At 42.5% G+C, this 24,577-nt stretch carries 19 protein-coding genes; 11 read left to right on the top strand and 8 right to left on the bottom strand.

Annotated elements, in window-relative coordinates:
• The first annotated feature begins 105 nt into the window (after positions 1 to 105).
• Both napF and AAEY94_RS13725 read left to right on the top strand, forming a co-directional pair.
• Positions 106 to 591, top strand: a complete 486-nt coding sequence (gene napF, locus AAEY94_RS13720; RefSeq protein WP_350979055.1) for a ferredoxin-type protein NapF — start codon at positions 106 to 108, stop codon at positions 589 to 591.
• A gap of 111 nt (positions 592 to 702) precedes the next feature.
• The gene (locus AAEY94_RS13725) at positions 703 to 1,062 is read left to right on the top strand and encodes a bactofilin family protein (protein WP_101086677.1); all 360 of its coding nucleotides are present in this window, start codon (positions 703 to 705) and stop codon (positions 1,060 to 1,062) included.
• Here AAEY94_RS13725 and AAEY94_RS13730 read toward each other — a convergent pair.
• The 8 genes from AAEY94_RS13730 to fucP form a co-directional block, all read right to left on the bottom strand.
• Complete coding sequence (locus tag AAEY94_RS13730) at positions 1,059 to 1,472, bottom strand: GFA family protein (RefSeq protein ID WP_350979056.1); 414 nt, start codon at positions 1,470 to 1,472, stop codon at positions 1,059 to 1,061. The genes AAEY94_RS13725 and AAEY94_RS13730 overlap by 4 nt on opposite strands.
• 31 nt (positions 1,473 to 1,503) lie before the next feature.
• A complete protein-coding gene (locus AAEY94_RS13735) occupies positions 1,504 to 2,211 on the bottom strand; it encodes a DUF2982 domain-containing protein (protein WP_350979057.1) in 708 nt (235 codons plus the stop codon).
• Between the two features lie 70 nt (positions 2,212 to 2,281).
• Positions 2,282 to 3,040 carry an ElyC/SanA/YdcF family protein gene (locus AAEY94_RS13740; RefSeq protein WP_162023472.1) on the bottom strand — a complete coding sequence of 253 codons (759 nt, stop codon included), beginning with the start codon at positions 3,038 to 3,040 and terminating at the stop codon, positions 2,282 to 2,284.
• A gap of 142 nt (positions 3,041 to 3,182) precedes the next feature.
• Positions 3,183 to 4,088, bottom strand: coding sequence for a fructokinase (gene mak / locus AAEY94_RS13745; RefSeq protein ID WP_101086673.1), 906 nt, complete (start codon positions 4,086 to 4,088; stop codon positions 3,183 to 3,185).
• A 73-nt stretch (positions 4,089 to 4,161) separates the two neighbouring features.
• A complete protein-coding gene (cysQ, locus tag AAEY94_RS13750; protein ID WP_335691394.1) occupies positions 4,162 to 4,962 on the bottom strand; it encodes a 3'(2'),5'-bisphosphate nucleotidase CysQ in 801 nt (266 codons plus the stop codon).
• A gap of 345 nt (positions 4,963 to 5,307) precedes the next feature.
• Positions 5,308 to 6,399 (bottom strand): glycoside hydrolase family 16 protein, encoded by a 1,092-nt coding sequence (locus AAEY94_RS13755; RefSeq protein WP_350979058.1) that lies wholly within the window; start codon positions 6,397 to 6,399, stop codon positions 5,308 to 5,310.
• A 136-nt stretch (positions 6,400 to 6,535) separates the two neighbouring features.
• On the bottom strand, positions 6,536 to 9,154 hold the full coding sequence (locus AAEY94_RS13760) for a glycoside hydrolase family 3 protein (protein WP_502959400.1): 2,619 nt from the start codon (positions 9,152 to 9,154) through the stop codon (positions 6,536 to 6,538).
• A gap of 33 nt (positions 9,155 to 9,187) precedes the next feature.
• Complete coding sequence (fucP, locus tag AAEY94_RS13765; RefSeq protein ID WP_101086669.1) at positions 9,188 to 10,495, bottom strand: L-fucose:H+ symporter permease; 1,308 nt, start codon at positions 10,493 to 10,495, stop codon at positions 9,188 to 9,190.
• Positions 10,496 to 10,877: 382 nt separating this feature from the next.
• Between fucP and AAEY94_RS13770 the strand changes: the two genes are divergently transcribed.
• The 9 genes from AAEY94_RS13770 (at position 10,878) to AAEY94_RS13810 (ending at position 24,568) form a co-directional block, all read left to right on the top strand.
• Positions 10,878 to 12,209, top strand: coding sequence for a GH1 family beta-glucosidase (locus AAEY94_RS13770; RefSeq protein ID WP_350979060.1), 1,332 nt, complete (start codon positions 10,878 to 10,880; stop codon positions 12,207 to 12,209).
• A 91-nt stretch (positions 12,210 to 12,300) separates the two neighbouring features.
• Entirely contained in the window at positions 12,301 to 13,629 is a 1,329-nt protein-coding gene (locus AAEY94_RS13775; RefSeq protein WP_350979061.1) for a glycoside-pentoside-hexuronide (GPH):cation symporter, read from the top strand.
• 55 nt (positions 13,630 to 13,684) lie between these two features.
• Positions 13,685 to 14,698, top strand: coding sequence for a LacI family DNA-binding transcriptional regulator (locus AAEY94_RS13780; RefSeq protein WP_101086666.1), 1,014 nt, complete (start codon positions 13,685 to 13,687; stop codon positions 14,696 to 14,698).
• A gap of 874 nt (positions 14,699 to 15,572) precedes the next feature.
• Entirely contained in the window at positions 15,573 to 18,509 is a 2,937-nt protein-coding gene (locus tag AAEY94_RS13785) for a TonB-dependent receptor (protein ID WP_350979062.1), read from the top strand.
• Between the two features lie 322 nt (positions 18,510 to 18,831).
• On the top strand, positions 18,832 to 20,409 hold the full coding sequence (locus AAEY94_RS13790) for a tryptophan halogenase family protein (protein WP_350979063.1): 1,578 nt from the start codon (positions 18,832 to 18,834) through the stop codon (positions 20,407 to 20,409).
• 110 nt (positions 20,410 to 20,519) lie between these two features.
• Positions 20,520 to 21,242: a SapC family protein gene (locus AAEY94_RS13795; protein WP_011636785.1), complete on the top strand. Its 723-nt coding sequence runs from the start codon at positions 20,520 to 20,522 to the stop codon at positions 21,240 to 21,242.
• 5 nt (positions 21,243 to 21,247) lie between these two features.
• Positions 21,248 to 22,267: a cupin-like domain-containing protein gene (locus AAEY94_RS13800; protein WP_350979064.1), complete on the top strand. Its 1,020-nt coding sequence runs from the start codon at positions 21,248 to 21,250 to the stop codon at positions 22,265 to 22,267.
• Between the two features lie 42 nt (positions 22,268 to 22,309).
• The gene (locus AAEY94_RS13805) at positions 22,310 to 23,797 is read left to right on the top strand and encodes a tryptophan halogenase family protein (protein ID WP_182744524.1); all 1,488 of its coding nucleotides are present in this window, start codon (positions 22,310 to 22,312) and stop codon (positions 23,795 to 23,797) included.
• A 9-nt stretch (positions 23,798 to 23,806) separates the two neighbouring features.
• Positions 23,807 to 24,568: a DUF6445 family protein gene (locus AAEY94_RS13810; RefSeq protein WP_350979065.1), complete on the top strand. Its 762-nt coding sequence runs from the start codon at positions 23,807 to 23,809 to the stop codon at positions 24,566 to 24,568.
• The last annotated feature ends 9 nt before the right edge of the window (positions 24,569 to 24,577 follow it).

Below are 24,577 nucleotides of genomic sequence, written 5' to 3' on the forward strand. Positions count from 1 at the left end.
TAATTATTGGAATTGGTATGAATTGCCAAGCGCTTAACAATTTTGTGCTGCAGTTAATGCTAATATTGATTGCAGCAAATATATTTAAGCTCAATTGGAACCGAAATGAACCAAGGTATTAATCAAAGTCGCCGTAATTTATTTAGTCGCAGAAAATCCAATGTTACCCGCCCGCCGTGGAGCAAAACGGATCAAGAGTTTACTGACAATTGCACACGCTGTGACAAGTGTATTACCGCCTGCGAAACCCAAATAATTAAACGCGGTGAAGGTGGTTTTCCTGAAATAGATTTCACTAAAGATGAATGTACCTTCTGTAAGCAATGCGTTGATGTGTGCCCAGAGCCTGTATTTGATCGCGACCAATCCTTACCTTGGTCAATTACAGCAGCGATAAAAGACAACTGTTTAACCCATGAAGGTGTTTGGTGTCAGAGCTGCAAAGATGCCTGCGACCCTCGCGCAATTAGCTTTATTATGGCAATAGGACAAGTGCCTAAACCCATGATAAATACTGATGCCTGTACTGGTTGTGGTGCTTGTGTGTCTCCTTGCCCCGCGGATGCGATACTCATTGGCAATTCAAACTGATTTATCCTCCAAAATGTAGAAAGATGTTATAAATACAGTCAGCGATTTTAGTGTTGTTTATCAACCTATCACGTTATATTACCGACATAATACCAACTTAAGAGCACTAAGATGTTTCGTCAAAAGCAACCGGCTAATCCACTCAGTTTTATCGCCCAAGAATGCCATTTAACCGGTAAGCTCATTTTTAGTGGTGATGTCCTAATTGCAGGTCATGTGAGTGGTGACATCAAAGCGCAGGGCAATGTAACCATTGAAACTAGTGGCACTGTCGATGGTGATATTTTATGTCGCGAGTTAATGATTGCTGGGCAATTAGCAGGTAAAGCGCGTTGTAAAAAAATCACCCTCCATGAGCAAGGGATTTTTGAAGGCGATGCTTATTGTGAAAATATTGAAATTTTAGATGGTGGCCAGTTTTTAGGTTATCGTCACAGAGAGCCTCTTACGAGTACTTCCTCAGAAAGTTAATCTGGTTTTTTAGCTGCTGTTTTACCTGCCTTATAGCGCGGGCAAGAATCATCTATCTTTAACCAACTAGCCTGCTCGTCAGTGTGTATATGATAAGTCGGTCGTACTAGGTTTGGTTGGTCTAAAGAGGCTATCGACAATGAAGTGTATTGTGGATAATCTAAATGTCGGTAAGTCAATGAACAGCCACAGCGCTGACAAAAACCACGTCGAATGTTATCTGAAGAGGCAAATTCAGTCACCGGTCCTTGTAACCACTGCACTTTGTCTGTATGAAAATCCATCCAGCTCATGACTACCGCACCAACGCTTTTACGACATTGATTACAATGGCAATGATCGGCTTCAAATGGCATACCGATAACTTGATAACGTATCGCCCCACATAAACAACCGCCTTGTAATGCCATTTGAACACCTGCTACATGATTGTTAGTCGTGTCATTCGATATCTGTCGCAGATGTTGTGTGCTGCTGAGTTTGGAGATGGGCTTGCTGTTGCCATTGACGCAACAAAGTCACAAACTCTTTCGGTTCTCGATCTAAATTATCAATCGATAAATACACATGGTAACCCAATTGTTCGTTTAACGTTTGACAGCGATGACCAAACATTGCCAATACCCCACGGTAACGTTCACCATTGACCACTAGCGGCGTAAATTCAGCCCCCAAATAACCTTCTAAACTTTGTAAATCTTCATCTTGGGTGGCCGCAGTCATGAGTAATGGCCGCTGTTCGGTCAGTAAACCAGTGGCAAGACGGGGTGAAATACAGTCTAAAATGGGATTAATCTGTTTAAGCTTAACGCCAATATAAGGTAGCTCAATCAACTGCAAGTTTTGATTTACTCGGGCACAATCGACTCGTTGAATGTTATGCCATTCAATAAACACTTGGCCGCGGCGATGAAAAAATGCCACACCTGCAGCAGTTAGCTTAAAACTAACCGCCGGCTGATGCACTTTAGCGACACCTAAAATGAGTGCCACTGAGCCTAATGCAAAACACAACATTCCTACGGCAAAAAAACCGTTAAGGCCGATAAAAATAATCAAGCTAGCCGTTAAACTGATGGCACCAACCACCGTTAAGGTTATACCATTTCGTTTGGTAAAAGGGCTAATTAGTAACTCATCATTGACCACGGTTTGTCCTTTAAACTAAATATAATAATTAAGGTTTTTAATATCGCTTTACGTCTTTTGGCTAATACATTTAATCAGCAGTCATACCTTTAATATTAAGCCACAGCATGCCAACATATTCATGGATAGATTTTTGCGAAGCCAACAGTTGATCTGCATCTAAACGCCACCAGAAACCTTGATGTGCAATAAAATCACTCGGTGCAGGCTGGGGTTGCATCCCTAATGAGGTGAATATCATCATCGCCCGCGGCATATGAGTTGCTGAAGTGACTAATCGAAATGGTTGCTGCCCAATTCGCTGTTGTAAAGCATAGGCCTCTTCAATGGTATCTTTGGGTTCATTAAAGGCCACAATACTGGCTTTGGGGATCCCTAACTCTTCTGCAGCTTGAGCCATAATGGTCGCATGAGCTGTCTTCAGATATCCGCCACTCCAACCACTCACAATTAAAGTGCATTGCTGTCCCAACCTAAACTGACGAACGCCTTCAGTTAAACGAGCCAGTGCTGTTGATGATAGTTGCTGCACTGCAGTATGGCCTTGTTGCTCACGATTGCCTGAACCTAATACCATCACAACACAAGAACCAGTAATCGGTTGATGATTAACGTTATGCTGTGATTCTAATGAATCTGCTAAAAAATAGCTCACTTGCGATTGACTTGTTAATGTTAGCACCACGATAGCGGTAACCAAGAGCACTCGGCCAAATTGCAGTAACGTTACACGATTCGTTCGCCATAAAATGGCAGCCAGAACGAACAACATTATGCTAAAAGGAATTGGCATCACCAATTGTGACAACAGTTTTTTAAGCCAAAACATTAATTATTCACTTCGTTTATCATTATTGCGGCTAGTTTATCGTTATCGAGCACTAAAACAAACTCAAAACAAAAACGGCACCTTTAAGTGCCGTTTAATCTACTGTAATACTTAATGTATTTGCATATCGCGTAAGAAGTGATTACTTCTCGTCTTTGCCCCACAACCATGCTGCACCGCGAACACCAGATGATGCACCAAACTTATTTTTAACCACTTGGGTACCACATTCACGGCCAACAACATATTTGGGTAACACTTTAGGTAATTCAGTATAAATAGCTTCAATATTAGAGACGCCGCCGCCAAGTACAATCATGTCTGGGTCCATCATATTAATCACGTGTGCGAGTGAACGCGCTAAGCGATCGATATAACGTTCAAATGCGGCTGTGGCTAACGGATCGCCTTGTTGCATCATCTCAGAAATTTGAATACCGCTAGTGGCATCACCACCCGCTTCACGAAAATCACGAACAAAGCCTGTGCCAGAAATAAAGGTTTCAATACAGTCACGATTACCACAAAAACAAGTAGTGGTATTAAACTCATCTGCTGTCATCCACGGTAATGGGTTATGTCCCCACTCTCCGCCAATGCCATTACCGCCGCCATGGACACGACCGTTAATCGCAACACCTGCACCACAACCGGTACCAATAATGCCGCCAAATACAACCCCTTTACCAGCAGCTGCGCCATCAACGGCTTCTGATACTGCAAAACAGTTCGCATCATTAGCTACACGTACTTCACGGCTTAATACTTCACTTAAATCTTTATCCAGCGGATGACCGTTAATCCAGGTTGAATTAGAGTTTTTTACCAAGCCAGTAAACGGTGACACAACACCTGGAATGCCAACCCCAACAGAGCCGGTTTGGCCCGTTGCTGATTCTGCATCAGCCACTAAGCTGACAATGGCTTCAATGGTACCAGGATAGTTTTTTGGCGTTGGAATGCGCTTTCTGAAAATTTCAGATCCATCATCGGCTAAAGCCACTATTTCAATTTTTGTACCACCGAGATCGACGCCCATGCGCATCATAACTTGTCACTCCATTTGCTTATTATTAATTGGGGTTCCATATTGGGCTTGCAAGAGCTGATAACGATTAGCGCTATTTGCGTGCAAACCATGCCGATGAAGCAGCAATAAAATACGGATTTAAAATATTTTCTTTTTGGTTGTATTGCAGCGGTGTAAGCGCTGGATATTCAACCACCTGACCACCAGCACTTTCTAATACTGCTTGCGCTGCGGCGGTATCCCATTCACTGGTTAGGCCTAATCTTGGATACACATCTGCTTGCCCTTCGGCCACCATACAAAATTTTAATGAACTGCCGACACTTAACATTTGGTGTTCGCCAATAGTCTGTAAATAAGCGGCAACATCAGGGCTAACGTGAGAGCGGCTTCCGACTACAATAGGTGGCGATTGCAATGCTCTGTCACGAATATCTAATAACGATATTTGTCCGTTATATTCAAGCCATGCCCCTTGACCAACAATACCGCTATAACATTTGTCTAATACTGGTGCATATACCACACCGGCAATGGCTTTGCCTTGGTGAATAAGGGCGATGTTGACGGTAAATTCGCCATTGCGTTTAATAAATTCTTTGGTGCCATCTAGCGGATCGATCAACCAATACGTTTGCCACGTTTGTCGCTCTGCCCAGCTGATATCAGCCGCTTCTTCACTCATTACAGCAATATCAGCAAAATGCTGTTTAAGGCCAGCGACAATCACATTATGGCTGGCAATATCGGCTGCAGTAACAGGGCTATCGTCTTGTTTAACCTCAATCTGCAAATCAGTTTGAGCATAAACCTGCATAATCGCAGTACCTGCATCTTTAGCAATGGCGACTACCTGTTCTAGCTCAGCTAGAGAAAATGTAATGTTCGACAAATCAATTCCTTAAAATCTATAACGGCTTCAATACCATTAAGGTGCATTTGCTCCATTATGCCATTGTTGACATCATAAATTTATATAATCATTTGATCGTACTTAAACCAAAACACTCTGATCATGCCATTACATGCTTACAACATACTGACAACACCTCTAAACTTGCTCGATACTAAGCTAAACCACTCACCACTCAAAGCAAACAGTGCATCTTTGCATTCGTATTCAGTTAAAAATCAACATCATAAAATGACACTATTTAGCTGGGATATCACAGTAAAAAACCATCGTCACTCACAGTGCTAGTTGATGATTATTGACTACATAAAACAAAATCCACTGTTAAAGCGCTGAGTCTAGTGACATAATTTCTGGTGCTATTTTGCCTAAGGTAACGTCAACACTGCCATCAATTGTTTCGCATCCGGCACCTGTTTTAGGTGATTTAGCACATTCATATACACGCACGTAATCCACTAACATCGACTGCGGAAAAATCGACTCATCGATACCGGTTTTATTCACATTCGCGGCCCATGCGCCACCCACAGCAAGATTAAGTAACATGTGAAATGGCTGATTAAACGGTGCATCATCAGGTGCGTTGACCACATCACCATTATCATCGACATACTGGCTAAACCAACCCGATGCTCGTTGAGTGGCAAAATGAACATCATCGACATACCAACGGATTTCACCTTGTTGCCATTCAACAGCATAAACATGGAAGTCGTCTGCAGGATTGAGGTCATGTGGTAAACGATATTCTGTGCCCGTATAAACATTGTTGGGCCATTGTTTACCGTAATGTAATGTGCCATGTACTGCAGACTCTGGCGCCTTATCGTCGGTAACAACCTTAAGGTTTACGGCCTCCATAATGTCTATTTCACCTGATCCAGCCCAAGGACCGTATACCCAATCTGTCGGTAACATCCATATCGCCGGCCAAGTCCCCTGACCTTGCGGTAATTTGGCGCGAATTTCAAAACGGCCGTATTTCCAATCACCTTTGTTTTTCGATACTAAACGAGCAGAGGTGTAATCTAATGTTTTCGATGTATCGTTTACGTCATAGCTTGGATCAGAATCATTTACTGCAGGCCCAGAAAAGGTTTCTCTTAATGCCGTAATCGCTAACAAACCATCACTAACTGCAGAATTTTCAGGCCGTGCGGTATAACACTGAGCCTCATCATTGCCACCACCATAACAATCAACGGCAAAGCTCCACTTAGCAGTGTCTATTTGGTTACCCTCAAACTCATCTTGCCAAACCAGTTGCCAACCTGATACTGCGGTATTGGGTATCACTGTATATGTTGCTTGTTCTGTTACATCATCAGCATTACAGCCAGACAGAAATATGACCGACAAAGTCAACGCAGTTAAGCAGGATACAAATGAATGATGCTTATTGAGCTTGTTCATTTTTGTCCTTATCCATTTATCGTTCTCTGTTTGCCACACGCAGTAGTAAAACAACAAGCGTCGCCAACCATTACTATTTAAAATTGAGTTTAATTAGCCCTATCTAATGACTCAGATAGGGCTAATTCGCTTTTAATTAGTTACATTGTATGGTGTTTTCTGCTGATGCTGCTTGAATGACCACATCACTGAAACGAATTTCCACTGCCGCGTCGGTGGCAAGGTAAAATGGCATCACAATTTTAGCAAAATCCATTGGTTCATCAGCAAAACATGCCAATGAAAAGCTTAAACGTTGCCATTCACCTAATTGAGTATTCACCTGCTTGGCAATATCGATTTGCTTACGACAATCACCTTCACATGCCAACCCTAGCCATAACGGCTTTTGCAGTGCTTGTGTTGCATTAATACTCACTGATAACGTGGCATCACTATTACTGTAAGCCCTTAAATCACGAGGGAAATTACTAATTAACCCTACAGTGCCCAGCTCATTGCCGTTAAAAGATACTAAGCGCGCATCTTCTTGAACTACACGATCCATAGTACGAATGGTTAATGCGCTATTTTGCGCTACGCTACTGGTTAACCCTTGGCGCTCAGAAGCGTTAGCGATGAACATTGACCAAGGCGATTTCACTGCGCGCTCAAATAAAGGTAAATCTTCTAGTGTTTGAGTTGCAGCTAAATTGTCTTCCGACAAATTGTCTAACACAACCGCATCACTGGCAGTAGATTGGTAAGTTAAGCCATAGCCATAAGGTATAAGCGGCTGATAATCAGCTTGTGCTTTTTTAGTGCTGTATTGGGCTAATGGCACATTAATCTGAGTTTGCTGAGGTGTCGCAGGCCATGAGAATGACAATTTACCGACAAAATCATGAGCAACTTTGCCATCAGCCTGAGTAAATAACACATCTGCAACGCCTTGCCCTTCAGAACCCGGTAACCAGGCTGCGACAAATGCATCAGAGCTGTTAAACTCAGCATTAACCCACATAGGACGGCCACTAATAAACACAGATACCACTGGAATACCTTGCGCTGTTAACTTCTGCAATAAAGCAAGATCACGCTTGTCTCCACGTTGATATTCTAAGTTATCAATGTCGCCGTTACCTTCTGCATACGGCTCTTCACCAAACACAACAATCGCAACATCTGGCTTTTGCTGTGGTTCAAATTCACCCGCAACACTTAATGTTGTTGTACCACCAGCTTGAGTGACCAATTTATCAATACCAGCGTAAATTGACGTAGCACCAGGAAAGTCACTATTTTGGTTATCAGTACCCTGCCACGTAATGGTCCAGCCACCCGATTGTTTACCGATATTATCCGCAGCATCACCTGCAACCAACACCTTTGCATTAGGCGCTAAAGGCAATAAACCTTGATTGTTTTTAAGCAGTACTAAAGATTCACGTACGGCTTGACGTGCCACCTCACGGTGACTTGCTTGGCCAATTAATTCAGTTTTACCCGATAACGGCCGATTGGCAGGGCTAGGTTTGTCAAACAAACCGGCACGGAACTTAACCCGTAAAATACGTTTAACCGCATCATCAATACGCGCTTGGCTTATTTCACCATTATTCACCTGTGCAATGGTGTTTTCATATAACGGTTTCCAAGCGGCAGTTGGCACCATAAAGATATCTAAACCGGCATTGACGGCTTGCGCACACGACTCATTAGTACAATTTTCGATTTGTCCGTGACCGTTCCAATCACCTACCACAAAACCATCGAAATTTAATTTATCTTTAAGTACATCTGTTAATAGATATTTATTGCCATGATTTTTAACCCCATGCCAGCTATTAAATGATGCCATAACACTTTGTGCACCAGCATTGAGTCCACCCACATAGCCTTGTGCATGTATGTCATATAAGTCTTGTTCGCTGGCAATATTATCGCCTTGATCGATGCCATTTTCAGTGCCGCCATCGCCTAAAAAGTGCTTAACCGTTGAAATCACATGTTGATCAGATAAAAAGTCACCATTAACTGAGCCTTGCAGGCCCTCAACGATGGCGTAAGAATAGGCTTTGACGATTTGTGGGTCTTCTGAATAACCTTCATAAGTTCGACCCCAGCGATCGTCTCTCACTACGGCAACTGTGGGTGCAAATACCCAATCGATACCGGTCACCATAACTTCTTTTGCCGTGATAGCGGCTATCTTTTCAATTAACTTAGGGTTATTAGCCGCCCCTAAACCAATGTTATGCGGGAACAAAGTCGCGCCGATAACATTGTTATGACCGTGTACGGCATCGGTGCCCCACATGGTTGGAATATTAATCCCATCAACACTGTCATCGACCGATGCTTGATACAAAGATTCCGCCAGTGCAATCCAATCTGCAGGCGTAGCATGTTTGTCATTGTTAGGGTATGCACCACCACCATTGAGATACGAGCCAAAACCATATTTACGCATATCTTCAACGCTAATATCGCGAATTTCAGGTTGGATCATTTGCGCGACTTTTTGATCTATAGTCATTTTAGCCACTAACGCATCAATTTTGGCTTCTAAAGCATCATCTTTGGCGATAGCAGGCTTAAGATCCGGCCAAATGGCTAATGACGACTTAGCTTCTGTATCACCAACCATGGCTGGGGTAACTGCAGTTTTTTTATCTTGTTGAGTAGCGTTGTTGTTCTCGCCGCACCCACTTAAGCCGAGCAATACGCCTAAGGCTATCAGGCTTGTTTTTGTCGGTGTGCTGATTTTATGCATGCACTGTAATTGAGTTAATCTCATGGTCTTCCCTTATACCTTATCTGCGAATACTGGACGTTTTGCAGCACATCCAATCAAACCGTAATAACCAATAAATACGTAACATAACAGAGGTAGAATAAAGGCTAATTGAATGCCTAAACTGTCAGCTAACATGCCTTGTAATAATGGTAAAACAGCACCGCCGACAATGGCCAAGCATAAAATACCCGAACCTTGACTGGTGTGCTGTTTTAAATCTTGTAGCGCTAAACTGAAAATGGTTGGGAACATGATTGAATTACACAAGCCGACTAGCAACAATGCCCACATGGCAACGGTACCGGCACTCAACATGGCTGCTGCCACTAAAACACACGCACAAAGCGCATTAAACGCGAGTACTTTGCCTGCGTTAATTTTTTGCATGACTGCAGCACCAATAAAGCGCCCAACCATCGCGCCACCAAAGTAGTAAGCAATGTAATGCGCAGCCTCCGATTCAGACACGCCGCCAATATCATCTTGAGTTAAAAAACTAATTAAAAAGCTGCCAATCCCGACTTCAGCGCCCACATAAACAAAAATACCCACGGCACCCAGCACCAAATGTGGGTATTGCCATGCGCTACCTTTTACAGCGGCATTAGACTGAGTGTCTCGTTTGCCCAGTAAAGGCAGTTTTAACAACATAAAAATGAATGCTAATACAAACAACGCACCCGCTAAAATAAGGTAAGGCGTTTGTACTGCAGAGGCTTGTTGCTGAATCGATAGCTGGCCAATCACTTCGCCAACCTCAGTGACTTTGCTGTCATGTTCAACGGTCGATAAAATTAACCAACTACCAAAAAATGGCGCCACCGTGGTGCCTAATGAATTAAATGCTTGGGTTAAGGTTAAACGAGACGATGCGGTTTCGGCTGGGCCTAATACGCTCACATATGGATTTGCTGATACTTGCAAGATGGTAATGCCCGAAGCCAGTACAAAAAAAGCAAATAAAAACATATTGTAAGAGCCATAACTGGCCGATGGATAGAACAGTAAACACCCTACACAAGCAATAACCAATCCGGTAATAATACCTTTTTGATAACCAATTTTACCGACTAGGGCTCCTGCCGGAATAGACACAATAAAATAGGCTCCGAAAAAGCAGAACTGTACCAGCATTGCTTGGGTGTAATTAAGGTCGAACATGTTTTTTAAATAAGGGATTAAAATATCATTTAAACAGGTTAAAAAGCCCCACATAAAAAATAACGAGGTTAACGCTATCAAAGCAAAACGAAAGTTGCCTTGCTGGTGAGTCGAATCGGCATTTGCCAACTCAGGTTGAAGCGGTGAAGTCGCCATGACATTCCCTTATTGTTGTTAATAGTTATCTTGGGTTGCAGTACATAACGCCATTGAATGGATACCAATAATCTCACGCCAAGAGTTAATTCCCCGTAAACCCTAGACATTTGACTGGTGATCATTTCCACACTTGAGCAAGCAGATAAGCATTCAATAATTAACCAAATCAATTATTGACCTTTGGATAATTAATCACTAATCTCAATGTAAGCGCTTTCATTTTTAACATATCGATAACTGATGTCAACGATTTTTAAACGCGAGAGCTTATTTTTTACTGCGTATCTATCACGGCGCAAGGCCTTTTATCAGGGTATTTCAACGTAATAAGTTAGTCATAAAAATAGACACAATTAAATAATACTAAGTGAATTTAAATATGAAAATTATGTTACCAGCCGATTCTAAAATGCATTCAAAAGCGTTCACCTTTGGTGTGGCGACTGCTTCTTTTCAAATTGAAGGCGCAGTGGATTCTCGTCTTCCTTGTATATGGGATACCTTTTGTGCGACTCCAGGCAAAATTCGTGATGCTTCTGACGGTTCGCAAGCATGCGAGCATGTAAAGTTATGGCGTGAAGATGTCGATCTAATTGAATCGCTAGGCGTTGACGCCTACCGTTTATCGATTTCATGGCCACGCGTAATGCATAAAGATGGCAGCCTCAATCCGCAAGGTGTGACGTTTTATACCGACTTACTCGATGAATTAAATCGTCGTGGTATTAAAACCTTTGTGACCTTATACCATTGGGATTTACCACAACATATTGAAGATAATGGTGGTTGGTTAAATCGCGAAACGGCCTATTTATTTGCAGACTACGCCGACAAAATCACTCAGGCATTCGGTGACAGAGTCTATTCATATGCAACCTTTAACGAACCATTTTGCAGTTCTTACTTAGGTTACGAAATTGGCGTTCATGCGCCTGGATTAGCAACCAAAGCGTTCGGTCGTCAATCTGCACACCATTTATTATTGGCCCATGGTTTAGCCATGAAAGTATTGCAAAAAAACAGTCCTAATAGCCAAAATGGTATCGTACTTAACTTCACGCCTTGCTATAGCGCGACAGACTCTGCAGCAGATGTTAACGCCGCAAGTAAAGCCGATCAGTACTTTAATCAATGGTACATCAAACCACTGTTTGACCGTTGCTACCCTGACATTATTAATGACTTCGCCGCTGAAGATAAGCCCGTTATTGAACAAGGCGACTTTGATATTATTGCTCAACCTATCGACTTCTTAGGCATAAACTTTTACACCCGTGCGGTCTATAAAGCAGACCCAGTAAATGGCTTTAGCCAAATCGATATGGTCGACAAACCTAAAACAGATATTGGCTGGGAAATATACCCACAATCCTTCACCGACTTATTAACCTCTTTGCATGCACTTTATCCTTTACCGCCGATCTACATTACCGAAAACGGTGCGGCAATGGATGATAAATTGCAAGACGGTAAAGTGGATGATCAAGACAGACTCGAATACTATAACGCTCACTTAAATGCAGTAAATAATGCCATTGAACAAGGCGTTAATGTTGTAGGATATTTTGCGTGGAGTTTAATGGATAATTTTGAATGGGCTGAAGGCTATTTAAAACGTTTTGGGATTGTTTATGTTGATTATACAACTCAACAACGCACCCTGAAAGCCAGCGCCTATGCGTATCGAGAATTTATAAACTTAAGAAAATAATATGTTAACCAGATAAAGCCGTTGTATAAAACGGCTTTGTTCTATTCAAACAGTTGCATCATTTTAACAAATAACAACAATTGAGGCATGTATGATAAGCACCAGAGAAAAAATAGCTTACGGGCTCGGGGACACTGCCAGTAATATTGTTTTCCAAACTGTTATGCTGTTTTTAACCTTTTTCTATACCGACATTTTCGGTATTTCGCCAGCATTTGTCGGCACCATGTTTCTAGCTGTACGCTTAATTGATGCGGTCACCGACCCATTGATGGGCGCGTTGGCAGATAGAACCAATACCCGTTGGGGTAAGTTTAGACCCTACCTATTATGGTTTGCCCTACCCTTTGGTTTTATCAGTGTTTTAGCCTTTACTACTCCTGATTTAACTGAAGACGGCAAAATGATTTATGCCTTCGTTACTTATACCGCACTCATGATGGTCTACACCGCCATTAATATCCCATATTGTGCATTAGGCGGCGTGTTAACAGCCGACCCAAAAGAGCGAGTGTCAGTACAATCTTACCGTTTTGTATTTGCAATGCTCGGTGGTTTATTGGTGTCAGGTTTAACCTTACCCCTAGTAGAATTTTTAGGTGAAGGCGATCAAGCCAAAGGTTACCAACTGACTATTGCCGCCATGAGCGTTTTGGGTGTTGCGATGTTTCTTGCCTGTTTTTGGGGTACTAAAGAGCGTTTACACCCGCCAGCGGATCAACAGTCTAGCTTTAAGAAAGACTTTACCGATATGCTCAAAAATGACCAATGGCGTGTGTTAGCTATTGCGGCAGTGTGTTTATTATCAGGCATGGTGTTACGCACTAGCTTAGCGATTTACTACGTTAAATATTTCCTTAACATGCCGGACTCCATCACCCTATTTATCACTCTGGGTATGGTTGGTAATATATTTGGTTGTATTTTAGCTGAGCCTTTGGCTAAACGCTTTTGTAAGGTCAAAGCTTATATTACTTTGCAACTGCTTGCGGCAGCGATGTGCGTAGTGAGCTACTTTGTACCTAGCGATCAAGTAGTGCTCGCCTTTGGAATGTTTATTATCTGGGGCTTTACGTTCAACATGGCCACCCCATTGCTTTGGGCAAAAATGGCTGATGTTGTCGATTATGGCCAATATAAAAATGGCGTTCGCATTACCGGGATGATTTATTCTTCAGTGATTTTCTTTATCAAACTGGGTGTTGCCATTGGTGGCGCTTCCGCGGGGTGGTTATTAGCGGGTTATGGTTATCAGCCTGATACCCTGCAAACGGAGCATACTCAGCAAGGTATATTATTATCATTCACTATTTACCCTGCGATTGGATCTTTAGTCGTGGCTTTTGTAATGCGCTGGTACACTTTAGATAATCAAAAAGTGGACCAAATTCACTTAGAATTAAATAGAGAAGCAAAATAAAAGCATGTTAATCTTGGAGCCATGTGCTCCAAGACGGCTTTTTAATACTCATTATATGGCAACTATTTACGATGTATCAGTGATGGCTGGTGTGTCTCTGGCGACTGTGTCCCGAGTCATGAACAACAACACCAAAGTAAGCGATAAAACCAAACAAAAAGTACTCGATGCAATGAAAGCGTTAGGTTACCGGCCTAATACGATTGCACAGTCACTCGCCTCGAACTGTTCAAACAGTGTCGGGGTTTTGGTGTCTCAGCTTGACGGTCCTTTTTACGGTCCCATGATGACCGAAATTGAAACAGCCCTTAGAACAGCTAACAAGCACGTGATTATTGCTGCTGGTCATAGTGACGAGAAACAAGAGAAAGAAGGGGTTGAGTTTTTAATGAGTCGCGGCTGTGATGCCCTTATTTTGGACATTGAGGCTGTATCGGACGATTACCTAATCGAGCTCAGTAAAGGTTCAACGCCGGTGGTATTTATTAACCGCTATATCGACGCTATCAAAGAACGCTGTGTTTATCTTGAAAATGAACAAGGTGGCTTCATGGCTACCGAGCACATTTTATCACTTGGCCATAAAGATATCGCATACATTTCAGGGCCATTGTTTAAGCTCGATGTTCGTGATCGCTTAAAAGGCCATAAACGAGCATTGCAACAATACAATATCGATTTTGATGACACCCTTTGCGTTGAAAGTGACTTTAAAGAAGCTGGCGGTTGTGAAGCGATGGAACGTTTATTGTCGATGAACAAACCGATCACAGCTGTAGTGTGTGCTAATGATCAGATGGCCTCAGGCGCTATTGCAGTGTGTTTGGAGCATGGATTGCGTGTTCCGGAAGATATTTCATTTATCGGTTACGATAATATCCCTTTCCCACAATATATTTCACCTAAATTATCTACCGTCAGTAACCCCATTAACGAGATGGGTAAAATGGCCGCTCGCTGGGTACTTCGACAAGTTTATAACAATAAAGACGTGGTAATTGAACGCTCATTTCAGCCAGAATTATTTATTCGTGATTCAGCCAAAGCGGTTAACCTAAAAAGTCAATAACCTGAATTTACAAGACAGATAACATGAGCATATATCATTAATTGTTCATGTTATTTAGCAACGGTATTGGCTCATAATGCAGTCGCTATTAGCTAATACAGCAACTATCAACGAGTGTAATAACTATTAACATTTGATTTTTGATACGACCCACTAATAAAAAGCAAACCTCTCACATATTCACCGCTAACATAACACTTAGTATTTAAGTGAAACTCCAATACCTGCTCACGACTGACATTATTACGATTACCTGAGCTAGGTGATTACTGGCATGTTCAAGTCACTTATCAGCTCCCCTTTTCACCAGACAATATAATAGTTCAACGTATCTAACATTCAATGTAACACCTTCACCACCATTGTTGCTTTAACAAGGTATCTATATTGAACGAGCCAGCGCTGATGATAGTAATAGGATGAAGTCAAAGGCGTGAGTGTTAACCCTATTGATTGACAACCATGCCACCCAAATACATGACAACACCTTAGCTTATGCCTCTGAGCACACCTTATTCAAGCCCAATAATAAGATAAGTCATAAATATAATTGGTAACAATCTAACCCACAAAAGAAAGCGCTTACATTTTAACGCAGAAATAAATATTAAATTAAAAATGTTTAAAAACAATGGATAACAATATTTAGTATAAAAAAATCTACATCTGAGTTAATGAAATGTAATAATTCGAACTTGTTTTTGTTGACTGCGGTCACATTTTACACTAGTTTTATGTAAGCGCTTACATTAGATGTTTTATAACCCTACAATTATAAATAATGATTACTGCGTGGATAGAGAATTAAAAAAACGATTTGCGCCTAACCCGCAATATTGAGAGAAGTAAAATCTAGTCAATGGGGATTTCCTAGATGAAAACAACAAAATTTACAAAAACTAAGCTTGCGACCAGTTTATCGCTAGTGCTTGGTGTGAGCAGTATGTTACCAGCCTATGCTGCTGATGAAGCAAGTGAAGAAAATATCGAAGTAATATCGGTTACTGGTATTCGTGGCAGTTTAATTAAATCAATGGATGTGAAACGCTCATCAAGTGGAGTCGTTGACTCTATTTCAGCTGAAGACATTGGTAAGTTTCCTGACACCAACCTAGCGGAATCGTTACAGCGTATTACTGGTGTATCGATTGACCGTTCTAACGGTGAAGGCAGTAAAGTATCCGTGCGTGGTTTTGGTCCAGACTACAACTTGATCACCCTCAATGGTCGTCAAATGCCTGTGACTACAGGTTCGCGCTCATTTGATTTTGCTAACATCGCTTCTGAAAGTATCAGTGGTGTTGAAGTACACAAAACTAGCCAAGCTTCAGATTCAACCGGTGGTATTGGTTCTACTATTGATATTTTAACGCATAAGCCATTCAGCTCTCCGGGCTTAAAAGCCACATTTGGTGTAAAAGCAGTTGATGATCAATCAACCGATAATGGCTCAGTTACCCCTGAGTTATCAGGTTTATACTCAAACACGTTTGCTGATGATAAATTTGGTATTTCACTCTCGGCCAGTTATCAAGAGCGTGAAAGTGGCAACCAACAAGCACAGGTCGGCACCGGCTGGCGTAGCTTCCCAGGTTCTGCTGACAACAGTGATTGGGGCGGCGTTGCTAAAGACAGCACCCAAGTTAATCGTCCTGGTGATAGCGATATTTATTCAGTTCCGCAAACCACTGTTTATCGTTTTGAAGAACAACAACGTACCCGTACTAACGGCCAGTTAGTATTACAGTACAGCCCTGTTGATAGCGTAGTCGCAAGCTTAGATTATACCTACATGCGTAACGACATCGACACTCAATCGAATGACGTATCAGCATGGTTTAACTTCGTTCCGTCTGAAAACGTATGGTCTGATGGCCCTATCGCCTCACCACTTATTTATTCTGAAACTTATGGTTCACCTGCTGATTTATCTATGGCGGCTGGTGATTATGGCGTACGTAACGAAAGTGGTTCTTTAGGTTTTAACCTTGAGTGGCAAGCAACAGATAACTTAACGCTGACATTTGATGCGCACAACTCGGTTGCGGAAAACAAACCAAACAACCTTTATGGTTCAAACAACAATTTAAGTACTGCAGCGTTTGTGCGTACCAGCGCGGCAACTGACTTTAGCGGTGACTTACCAGTGCTTGCTGTTGGTGGTGGTAATGCAGTGACACCTGCAGACATGATGCTTACCGGTTCTGTTTTTGGTAACGCACGTAATAAGTCTGAAATTGATCAATACCAATTTGACGGTGAATACTTATTTGAAGATGCTGGCAGCATTGACTTTGGTGTTGCGTTAACGAACGTAAACAATCACTCACAAAGCGTCAACGTTCAGCGTAACGATTGGGGTGGAGTAGGCTCTGCAGGTGACTTTGAAGACGCATGGTTCCCAGCTGACACCATTCATGACAAATTTGACGCCAATGGCGGTGACTTCTCACTTTCAGACGGTAACTTCGATGTTTTAGATACCATTTTCATGTGGGACTTTGCGTCAGTACGTGATTTTGCAGCAGCAAACTATGCTTCTGCAGTAAGCGGTGATTGTGGTAATGGCTTCTGCCCTTCAACAAACTATGCAGCTGAAACAGACCGTTACACTGAAGAGGAATCACAAGCCGTTTATGTACAGTACAACTACGATAATGAAATTGCCGGCATGCCATATGACGTGCATTTCGGACTTCGTTATGAGCAAACTGATGTCACCTCGACCGCAGCCGTTGCTGGTTATGATGGCGCAAATTGGATTGCTGAAACTGAAATTGCATTAGTGGGTACTGGTGAGCAAGTTTTTGAAACCAAAACCGGTGATTACGACTATTTACTACCAAGCTTTAACTTCAATATTGAAGTGGTAGAAGATGTCATGCTTCGTGCAGCATACAGCGAAACTATTGGTCGTCCTAGCTACACAGATATTCAAGGCGGTACGGTATTAGCGACCCTTGCCAATCGTAGTAATGGTGGTGGTTCTGCAGGTAACCCTACATTATTGCCGCTCGAGTCTGAAAATATCGACTTCTCGGCAGAGTGGTATTACGCGCCATCGAGCTACGTGTCTGTAGGATACTTCCGTAAAGACACTAAGAACTTTATCAGTTCTGAAACAGTTAAAACCACTAACGGCATTTATAACCCAGCATCTGGTGATTTATATAAAGCTGCTGTGGCCGCAACGGGGACAACTGAAGCTGGCGCAGTTCGTGATTATATTTTCGCAAATTATGCTGATAATGCTGCTGTAGATGCCACCAATCAAATTATTAGCGGCAGTGCAGCTAATAATGATGAATTGTTGAACTTTAATATTTCAACGCCATCAAATAGCTCTAATAACTCAGTCATTGATGGTTGGGAGTTTGCGGCTCAACACTTCTTCGGCGAAAGCGGATTTGGTGTAATAGCCAACTACACCTTGGTTGATAGTGATCAGGCTTACGACAACTTCTCATTTGATGCACAGTCAGCATTAATCGGTATCAGTGACACTGCTAATGCGGTATTGGTGTACGAGAATTATGGTTTCCAAGCTCGTATCGCATACAACTGGCGTGATGAGTTCTTAAACTCTACAGGTCAAGGTACTGGCGCTAACCCACAGTACACAGAAGCTTACTCGCAAATCGATTTGTCTGTTAGTTATGATGTCGAATCTGTTGAAGGCTTAACCGTGTTTTTCGAAGGACTTAACATTACTGAAGAGTACATCCGTGTTCACGGTCGTGCAGAAGAGCAAGTGTTAAACCTAACCGAAACCGGCGCTCGTTATAGTTTAGGTGCTCGCTACACTTTCTAGCCTATAGCCTATAGCGTAATGCAATAGTCATTGAGTGATATTTCGGCTAATACCCCAGTGTTAAACGGAATTCACTCAAGTTCCCTTTCAGGTCGTTGAGGTGCCAGCCTTTGTCACCTCCTTTTATTGCAACATATTGAGTAACAAGGACGTTACTATTTTTTACGCCTAGTTGTTTGAAACCATACACGCAAAACATAAAAAAACTATTACTTGAATGTGCTGACATTTTATTGAATGCTAGTTAATGTGTTCTTTAAGCAATCAGATTTTTAGATTCATCAGAATAAAAATAATAATCACGCCAAAAGCGTAGGTAAAGATGATGCAAAAACCAATAACCGAAATAGTCATCGTTGGAGGCGGTACCGCTGGTTGGATAACTGCCGGTTTGTTGGCCGCTGAACATAATGTTGATAACGGTGTTTTAGCTCAGTCTCCCAAACTCAATATTACTTTAATCGAATCACCGGATGTGGCCACTATTGGCGTAGGTGAAGGCACTTGGCCTTCAATGCGCTCAACCCTGAGCAAAATTGGTATCGATGAGAACGACTTTATTCGCCAATGTGATGCTAGCTTTAAACAGGGCTCTCGGTTTATCAATTGGTGTGCAGACCCACAAAGCAAGGTCACTGACAGCTATTTACATCCATTTAGTTTGCCCCACGGTCACCAAGAACTCGACTTATGCCAATATTGGCTGCCTCATGCCGAACAAGTCAGCTTTGCCGAAGCCGTTTGTAGCCAGCAAGTATTAACTCAGCTTGGTTTAGCCCCCAAAAGCATTGCCACTGCTCAGTATCATTTTCAAAATAACTACGGCTACCACCTTAATGCCGCTAAGTTTAGTCAGTTACTCACAGAGCATTGCACTCAAAAACTCGGCGTCACCCATATTCGCGACCATGTCAGTCAAATTATTAATAACGATCATGGCGACATCGACAAGCTGATCACTAAACAACATGGCGAAATCAGTGGCCAGTTATTTATCGACTGCACCGGCGCAAAATCTCTACTGTTAGGTGAACACTTGCAAGTGCCTTTTTTATGTCAAAAATCGGTGCTTTTTAATGATCGCGCACTAGCGATACAAGTCCCCTACACTGATGCAAATAGCTCTATTGCGTCTTGCACACACTCAACTGCACAGTCAAACGGTTGGATTTGGGATATAGGCCTACCAACGCGTAAAGGTGTCGGCTATGTATATTCATCAAGCCATACCAATGACATAGATGCACAGCAAACATTGTTTAATTATCTCGGTGTTGATGGCGCTGCAGCTGACAAATTGGAACCGAGACAACTGACGATTAACCCTGGGTATCGTGCTAAATGCTGGCAAAATAACTGTATTGCTATCGGGATGGCAGCAGGCTTTATCGAACCATTAGAAGCGTCGGCTTTGGCATTAATAGAATGGACTGCATCTACCTTAGCCCAACAATTACCACCCAATCGTATGGTCATGGACACGATTGCTACGCGTGTTAACGAGCGCTATCAACTACACTGGCAACAAATTATCGACTTTTTAAAGCTGCATTATGTGATAAGCCGACGTGAAGCTGATGGTTATTGGCGTGACCATCGTGAGTCAAACTCAATCCCCGACAGCTTACAAGCCATGCTCGAATTATGGCGTTATCAAACACCGAGCCAACAAGATATTAGTTATAAAGAAGCCTTATTTCCGGCAGCCAGTTTTCAATATGTACTTTATGGCATGGGCTATAACACCCAATTGCCCAATCATGTGAAACCGTCAATGCAACAATTGGCACAGCGACTGTTTAATGACAATCAACAGCGCACCCAAGCGCTTGCTAAAAACCTGCCGAGTAATCGCGAGTTACTCGATAAAGTTGCGCAATATGGTTTCCCTAAGCTTTAAGACATGACATAAATAATCACGATAACAACGCAAATAAGATTACAGACAAAATTCACTTACAATAATCATAAAAATACGACGTATTTGAACGAATAAGATAGGACATTAAAATGAGCCAACATGTATTACTAAACAGCATTGAACATAAAGACGTAAAAGTGATGACTCATCGCTCTGCTGCACTAGGCGATAACCTTTGGTATAGCGTGACATTTCCGCAAGAGTTTCGCAGCGTGCAAGCCCACTACCCGATCTTTTTTCATAAAGATACTGCCACAGGTCAGTTTTACGCGGTGGCACTTTTTGGTTTTCAGCAGAATGACAACGTGTTTTTAAGCGATCAAGGTTGGAGCGCATCATACGTGCCGCTTACTGTGCGTCGCCAACCTTTTCTAATTGGCCAACAAACCGTACTAGAAGATGGTGTAGAACGTCAGCAACGCGTTATTCATGTGGACTTAGACCACCCTAGAGTCAGCGAAACCGAGGGTGAAGCCTTGTTTTTACCTTACGGTGGTAACACCCCATTACTCGATGAAGTCGGCGAAATTCTCGAGGTCATCCATCATGGTTTACAAGATGGTCAACGCTTTGTCGATGCCTTGATTGAACATCAATTGCTAGAATCCTTCACTTTAGATATTGAGTTAGACAACGGTCAAAAAAATCAGATGATCGGTTTTTATACCATCAATGAAGAAACCTTAGCCGGGTTGTCTGCTGACGCATTAGCAAAGCTACATCAGCAAGGTTACTTGCAAGCCATTTACATGACATTAGCCTCGCAAAGCAATGTACGAGACTTACTTAATCTCAAGAATGCTCAAGGTTAATAGTGATGACAACGGCCCAGACTCAGCACGTCGAACACATCAATGAATGTACATTAGAGAGTGTCATTGATTTAATCCGTGATGCCGACAAACCTATGGTATTTAAGGGATTGTGTCGCCATTGGCCGTTAGTCCAAGCAGGATTAGAGTCTACAGAAAGCGCAATGACTTACCTGCGCCAGTTTTATCAAGGTATGCCAGTAACAGCGTATTATGTCCCGCCAGAACAACACGGTAGAGTGTTTTACAATGAACAACTTGATGGTTTTAATTATCAAGCTGGCCGATTGGACTTTAATCAACTGCTTGACCGATTAAGCCAAGAAATGATTAAAGACATGCCTGCCGGAATGTACATGGGCTCGACCGACATTCACCAATGTTTACCCGGTTTAGGGGCACAAAACAGTTTAGATTTAGCGCCCATGCAACCCTTAACCAGTATTTGGTTGGGCAATCAAACCAAGGTCGCTGCTCATTATGACTTTCCGCTAAACCTAGCGTGTAACGTGGTTGGTAAGCGTACCTTTACCCTATTCCCACCCGAGCAAATTAGTAATTTGTATGTTGGCCCCATGGAACTGGCACCCGGTGGCCAAGACATCAGTCTCGTTGATATGGCGAATCCCGACTTTGAACGTTTCCCGCGTTTTCAGCAGGCATTAGACGCCAGCCTAACAGCAGAGCTAAGCCCTGGTGATGTGTTATTTATTCCCAGCATGTGGTGGCACCATGTTCGTGGCGTCGATGACTTTAACGTACTCATTACCCACTGGTGGCGCGATACTCCTGGCTTTTTAGGCCGACCTAACAATGCCTTATTGCACAGTATATTAAGCTTACGCTCTCTGCCTAAAGCTCAGCGCCAAGCATGGAAATCGATATTCGAACACTACATTTTCGATCATGACGATGTTGATGACAGTCATATTCCCGACAATGTGAAAGGCATGCAAACTAAGCCATTAGACGAATTAACGGCCCGCAAAATACGTGCAGACTTAATCAATAAATTAAAACGATAATGCTGAACACAGCAAGATATCAAGCCAAACAGGATGCTCAAGATGAATAAATCAATCAAAAAAGTTGTCATTGCCGGTGGTGGAACCGCAGGTTGGATGGCCGCAGCCGCCTTTAGCAAACTGTTGGGCAAAAATCTTGAAATTGTATTAGTAGAATCTGACGAAATTGGTACTGTTGGTGTCGGTGAAGCCACTATTCCAACCTTGCATATTTTCCATCGTTTACTTGGGTTAAAAGAGCAAGACGTTATGGCAGCCACTAATGCCACCTTCAAACTCGGTATCCAGTTTGAAAACTGGCATGACGTCAACAAAGACTACCTGCATTCATTTGGCTTTTTAGGTAAAGACTGCTGGGCTTGTGGCTTTCAACACTTTTGGCTTAAGGGCAAACAACAAGGCCTGGTTAGTGACATTGGCGACTATTGCACCGAGCATTTAGCTGCTCGCCAAGGCCGATTTGCCGTATTACCCAATCAAGACTACAACCATGCTTACCATATGGATGCGAGCCTTTATGCTAAGTTTTTGCGTAAATTTGCCGAGCACCATGGCATGACCCGCATCGAAGGTAAAATAGCCGACGTATTACAACACGACGACACGGGTAATATCCGCGCGTTAAAGCTTGAAAATGGCGAGTTAATTGAAGGCGATTTATTTATCGACTGCACCGGATTTAAAGCGTTGCTTATTGAGCAAACCTTAAACACTGGCTTTGAAGATTGGAGCCACTGGTTACCGTGTGACAGTGCGATAGCAGTACAAACTGAAGCGGTTCAAAAACCAATTCCATATACTCGCTCGATTGCCCGAGAGTCTGGTTGGCAATGGCGTATTCCGTTGCAAACCCGCACCGGCAATGGTTTAGTGTTTTGCAGTAAATACATTTCTGATGCTGATGCGACTGAATTATTGCTCAATAACATTGAAGGCGCGCCGATCAATCAACCACGGGTGATTAAGTTTAAAACGGGTACTCGTCGTCAACATTGGAACAAAAACTGTGTAGCAATAGGGTTAGCTGCCGGCTTTTTAGAGCCATTAGAGTCCACCAGCATTCATATGATCCAACGCAGCATAGTGCGCCTATTACAGCTGTTCCCGTCGCAAGGCATTATAGATACCGATATTGCTGAATTCAATCAACAAACTAAAGTTGAAATGGATAACATTCGCGACTTTATTATTTTGCATTACAAGGTCACTGATCGCGAAGACAGTCGCTTTTGGCGTTACTGTAAAAACATGCCAATTCCAGCCTCATTACAACATCGTATCGACATGTTCAGCCAATCAGGCAAAGTCTATAAATACGGCAATGAATTGTTTGGTGAAAGCTCGTGGATACAAGTGATGATGGGCCAAGGCTTAATGCCGAAAGAATATCATCCTATTGTCGACATGATGGACGAAGCGGAATTAACCAGCTTTTTAAACAGCATTAAAGCAACGGTAAAACGTAAAGTTGATACCTTGCCAGCGCACCATGATTTTGTGCAGCATTACTGTAAATCAGCCAGCATGTAAGGTTGTAACATGACAACCGACTCATCGAACAACCAAACGATATCAAGCAAGAGTACTCTATCAAGCAAGAGTATTATCAAGGTGGGGCCATTTACGCCCCACATTGAGTTTATTGGCCTACAGCAAACGCCGGTGATTATCATTGATGACTTTGGCGCTGATCTTTCGCCGCTAATCGATATTGCGATAGATGATAGTCAATTTAATCAAGACCAAGGTTCATACTATCCAGGGCAGCGCGCACCGCTGCCCAAGCAATATGTAATAGACGTGATTAATGCGGTATACCAGTTAATATACGATACCTACAAGGTGTCACACTCGTTACGCTTAAAACCCCAACAATGCGTGTTTTCGGTTATCGACAAGCCTGCAAAACGTTTATTGCCGCTGCAATGCATGCCACACTTTGACACCCCAGACCCGCACTATTTTGCGATTCTGCACTATCTCAATGATGGTGCTCATGGGGATACTGGATTTTTTCGCCATAACGCCACGCAATATGAACAGATAACACCACACAACATTGACCATTACTTTAATCAGGCACAACCGGTTGTCGATGCACAACAAGCACTGACGCCTGATTATGTGATCGATAGTAATGATCACTACACCCTTTATCATCAGGTTCAATATCGGCCAAATCGTTTAGTCATATATCCCGGTAACCTACTCCACTCGACGTTAGTCAACTCAGCAACCGACATCGATAACAGTCCTAAAACAGGACGACTGACCGCGAATATCTTTATCAATTTCAAATAACACAGGGAC

This window comes from Shewanella sp. AC34-MNA-CIBAN-0136 (genome assembly GCF_040309945.1).
In the GTDB taxonomy this organism is placed as follows: Bacteria; Pseudomonadota; Gammaproteobacteria; order Enterobacterales; family Shewanellaceae; genus Shewanella.

Bases quoted from the DNA above. Each gene is read 5' to 3' on its own strand.
- napF (WP_350979055.1), top strand. From the start codon at position 106: ATGAACCAAGGTATTAATCAAAGTCGCCGTAATTTATTTAGTCGCAGA.
- AAEY94_RS13725 (WP_101086677.1), top strand. From the start codon at position 703: ATGTTTCGTCAAAAGCAACCGGCTAATCCACTCAGTTTTATCGCCCAA.
- AAEY94_RS13730 (WP_350979056.1), bottom strand. From the start codon at position 1,472: ATGGCATTACAAGGCGGTTGTTTATGTGGGGCGATACGTTATCAAGTT.
- AAEY94_RS13740 (WP_162023472.1), bottom strand. From the start codon at position 3,040: ATGTTTTGGCTTAAAAAACTGTTGTCACAATTGGTGATGCCAATTCCT.
- mak (WP_101086673.1), bottom strand. From the start codon at position 4,088: ATGATGCGCATGGGCGTCGATCTCGGTGGTACAAAAATTGAAATAGTG.
- AAEY94_RS13755 (WP_350979058.1), bottom strand. From the start codon at position 6,399: ATGAACAAGCTCAATAAGCATCATTCATTTGTATCCTGCTTAACTGCG.
- AAEY94_RS13760 (WP_502959400.1), bottom strand. From the start codon at position 9,154: ATGCATAAAATCAGCACACCGACAAAAACAAGCCTGATAGCCTTAGGC.
- fucP (WP_101086669.1), bottom strand. From the start codon at position 10,495: ATGGCGACTTCACCGCTTCAACCTGAGTTGGCAAATGCCGATTCGACT.
- AAEY94_RS13770 (WP_350979060.1), top strand. From the start codon at position 10,878: ATGAAAATTATGTTACCAGCCGATTCTAAAATGCATTCAAAAGCGTTC.
- AAEY94_RS13775 (WP_350979061.1), top strand. From the start codon at position 12,301: ATGATAAGCACCAGAGAAAAAATAGCTTACGGGCTCGGGGACACTGCC.
- AAEY94_RS13780 (WP_101086666.1), top strand. From the start codon at position 13,685: ATGGCAACTATTTACGATGTATCAGTGATGGCTGGTGTGTCTCTGGCG.
- AAEY94_RS13785 (WP_350979062.1), top strand. From the start codon at position 15,573: ATGAAAACAACAAAATTTACAAAAACTAAGCTTGCGACCAGTTTATCG.
- AAEY94_RS13790 (WP_350979063.1), top strand. From the start codon at position 18,832: ATGATGCAAAAACCAATAACCGAAATAGTCATCGTTGGAGGCGGTACC.
- AAEY94_RS13795 (WP_011636785.1), top strand. From the start codon at position 20,520: ATGAGCCAACATGTATTACTAAACAGCATTGAACATAAAGACGTAAAA.
- AAEY94_RS13800 (WP_350979064.1), top strand. From the start codon at position 21,248: ATGACAACGGCCCAGACTCAGCACGTCGAACACATCAATGAATGTACA.
- AAEY94_RS13805 (WP_182744524.1), top strand. From the start codon at position 22,310: ATGAATAAATCAATCAAAAAAGTTGTCATTGCCGGTGGTGGAACCGCA.
- AAEY94_RS13810 (WP_350979065.1), top strand. From the start codon at position 23,807: ATGACAACCGACTCATCGAACAACCAAACGATATCAAGCAAGAGTACT.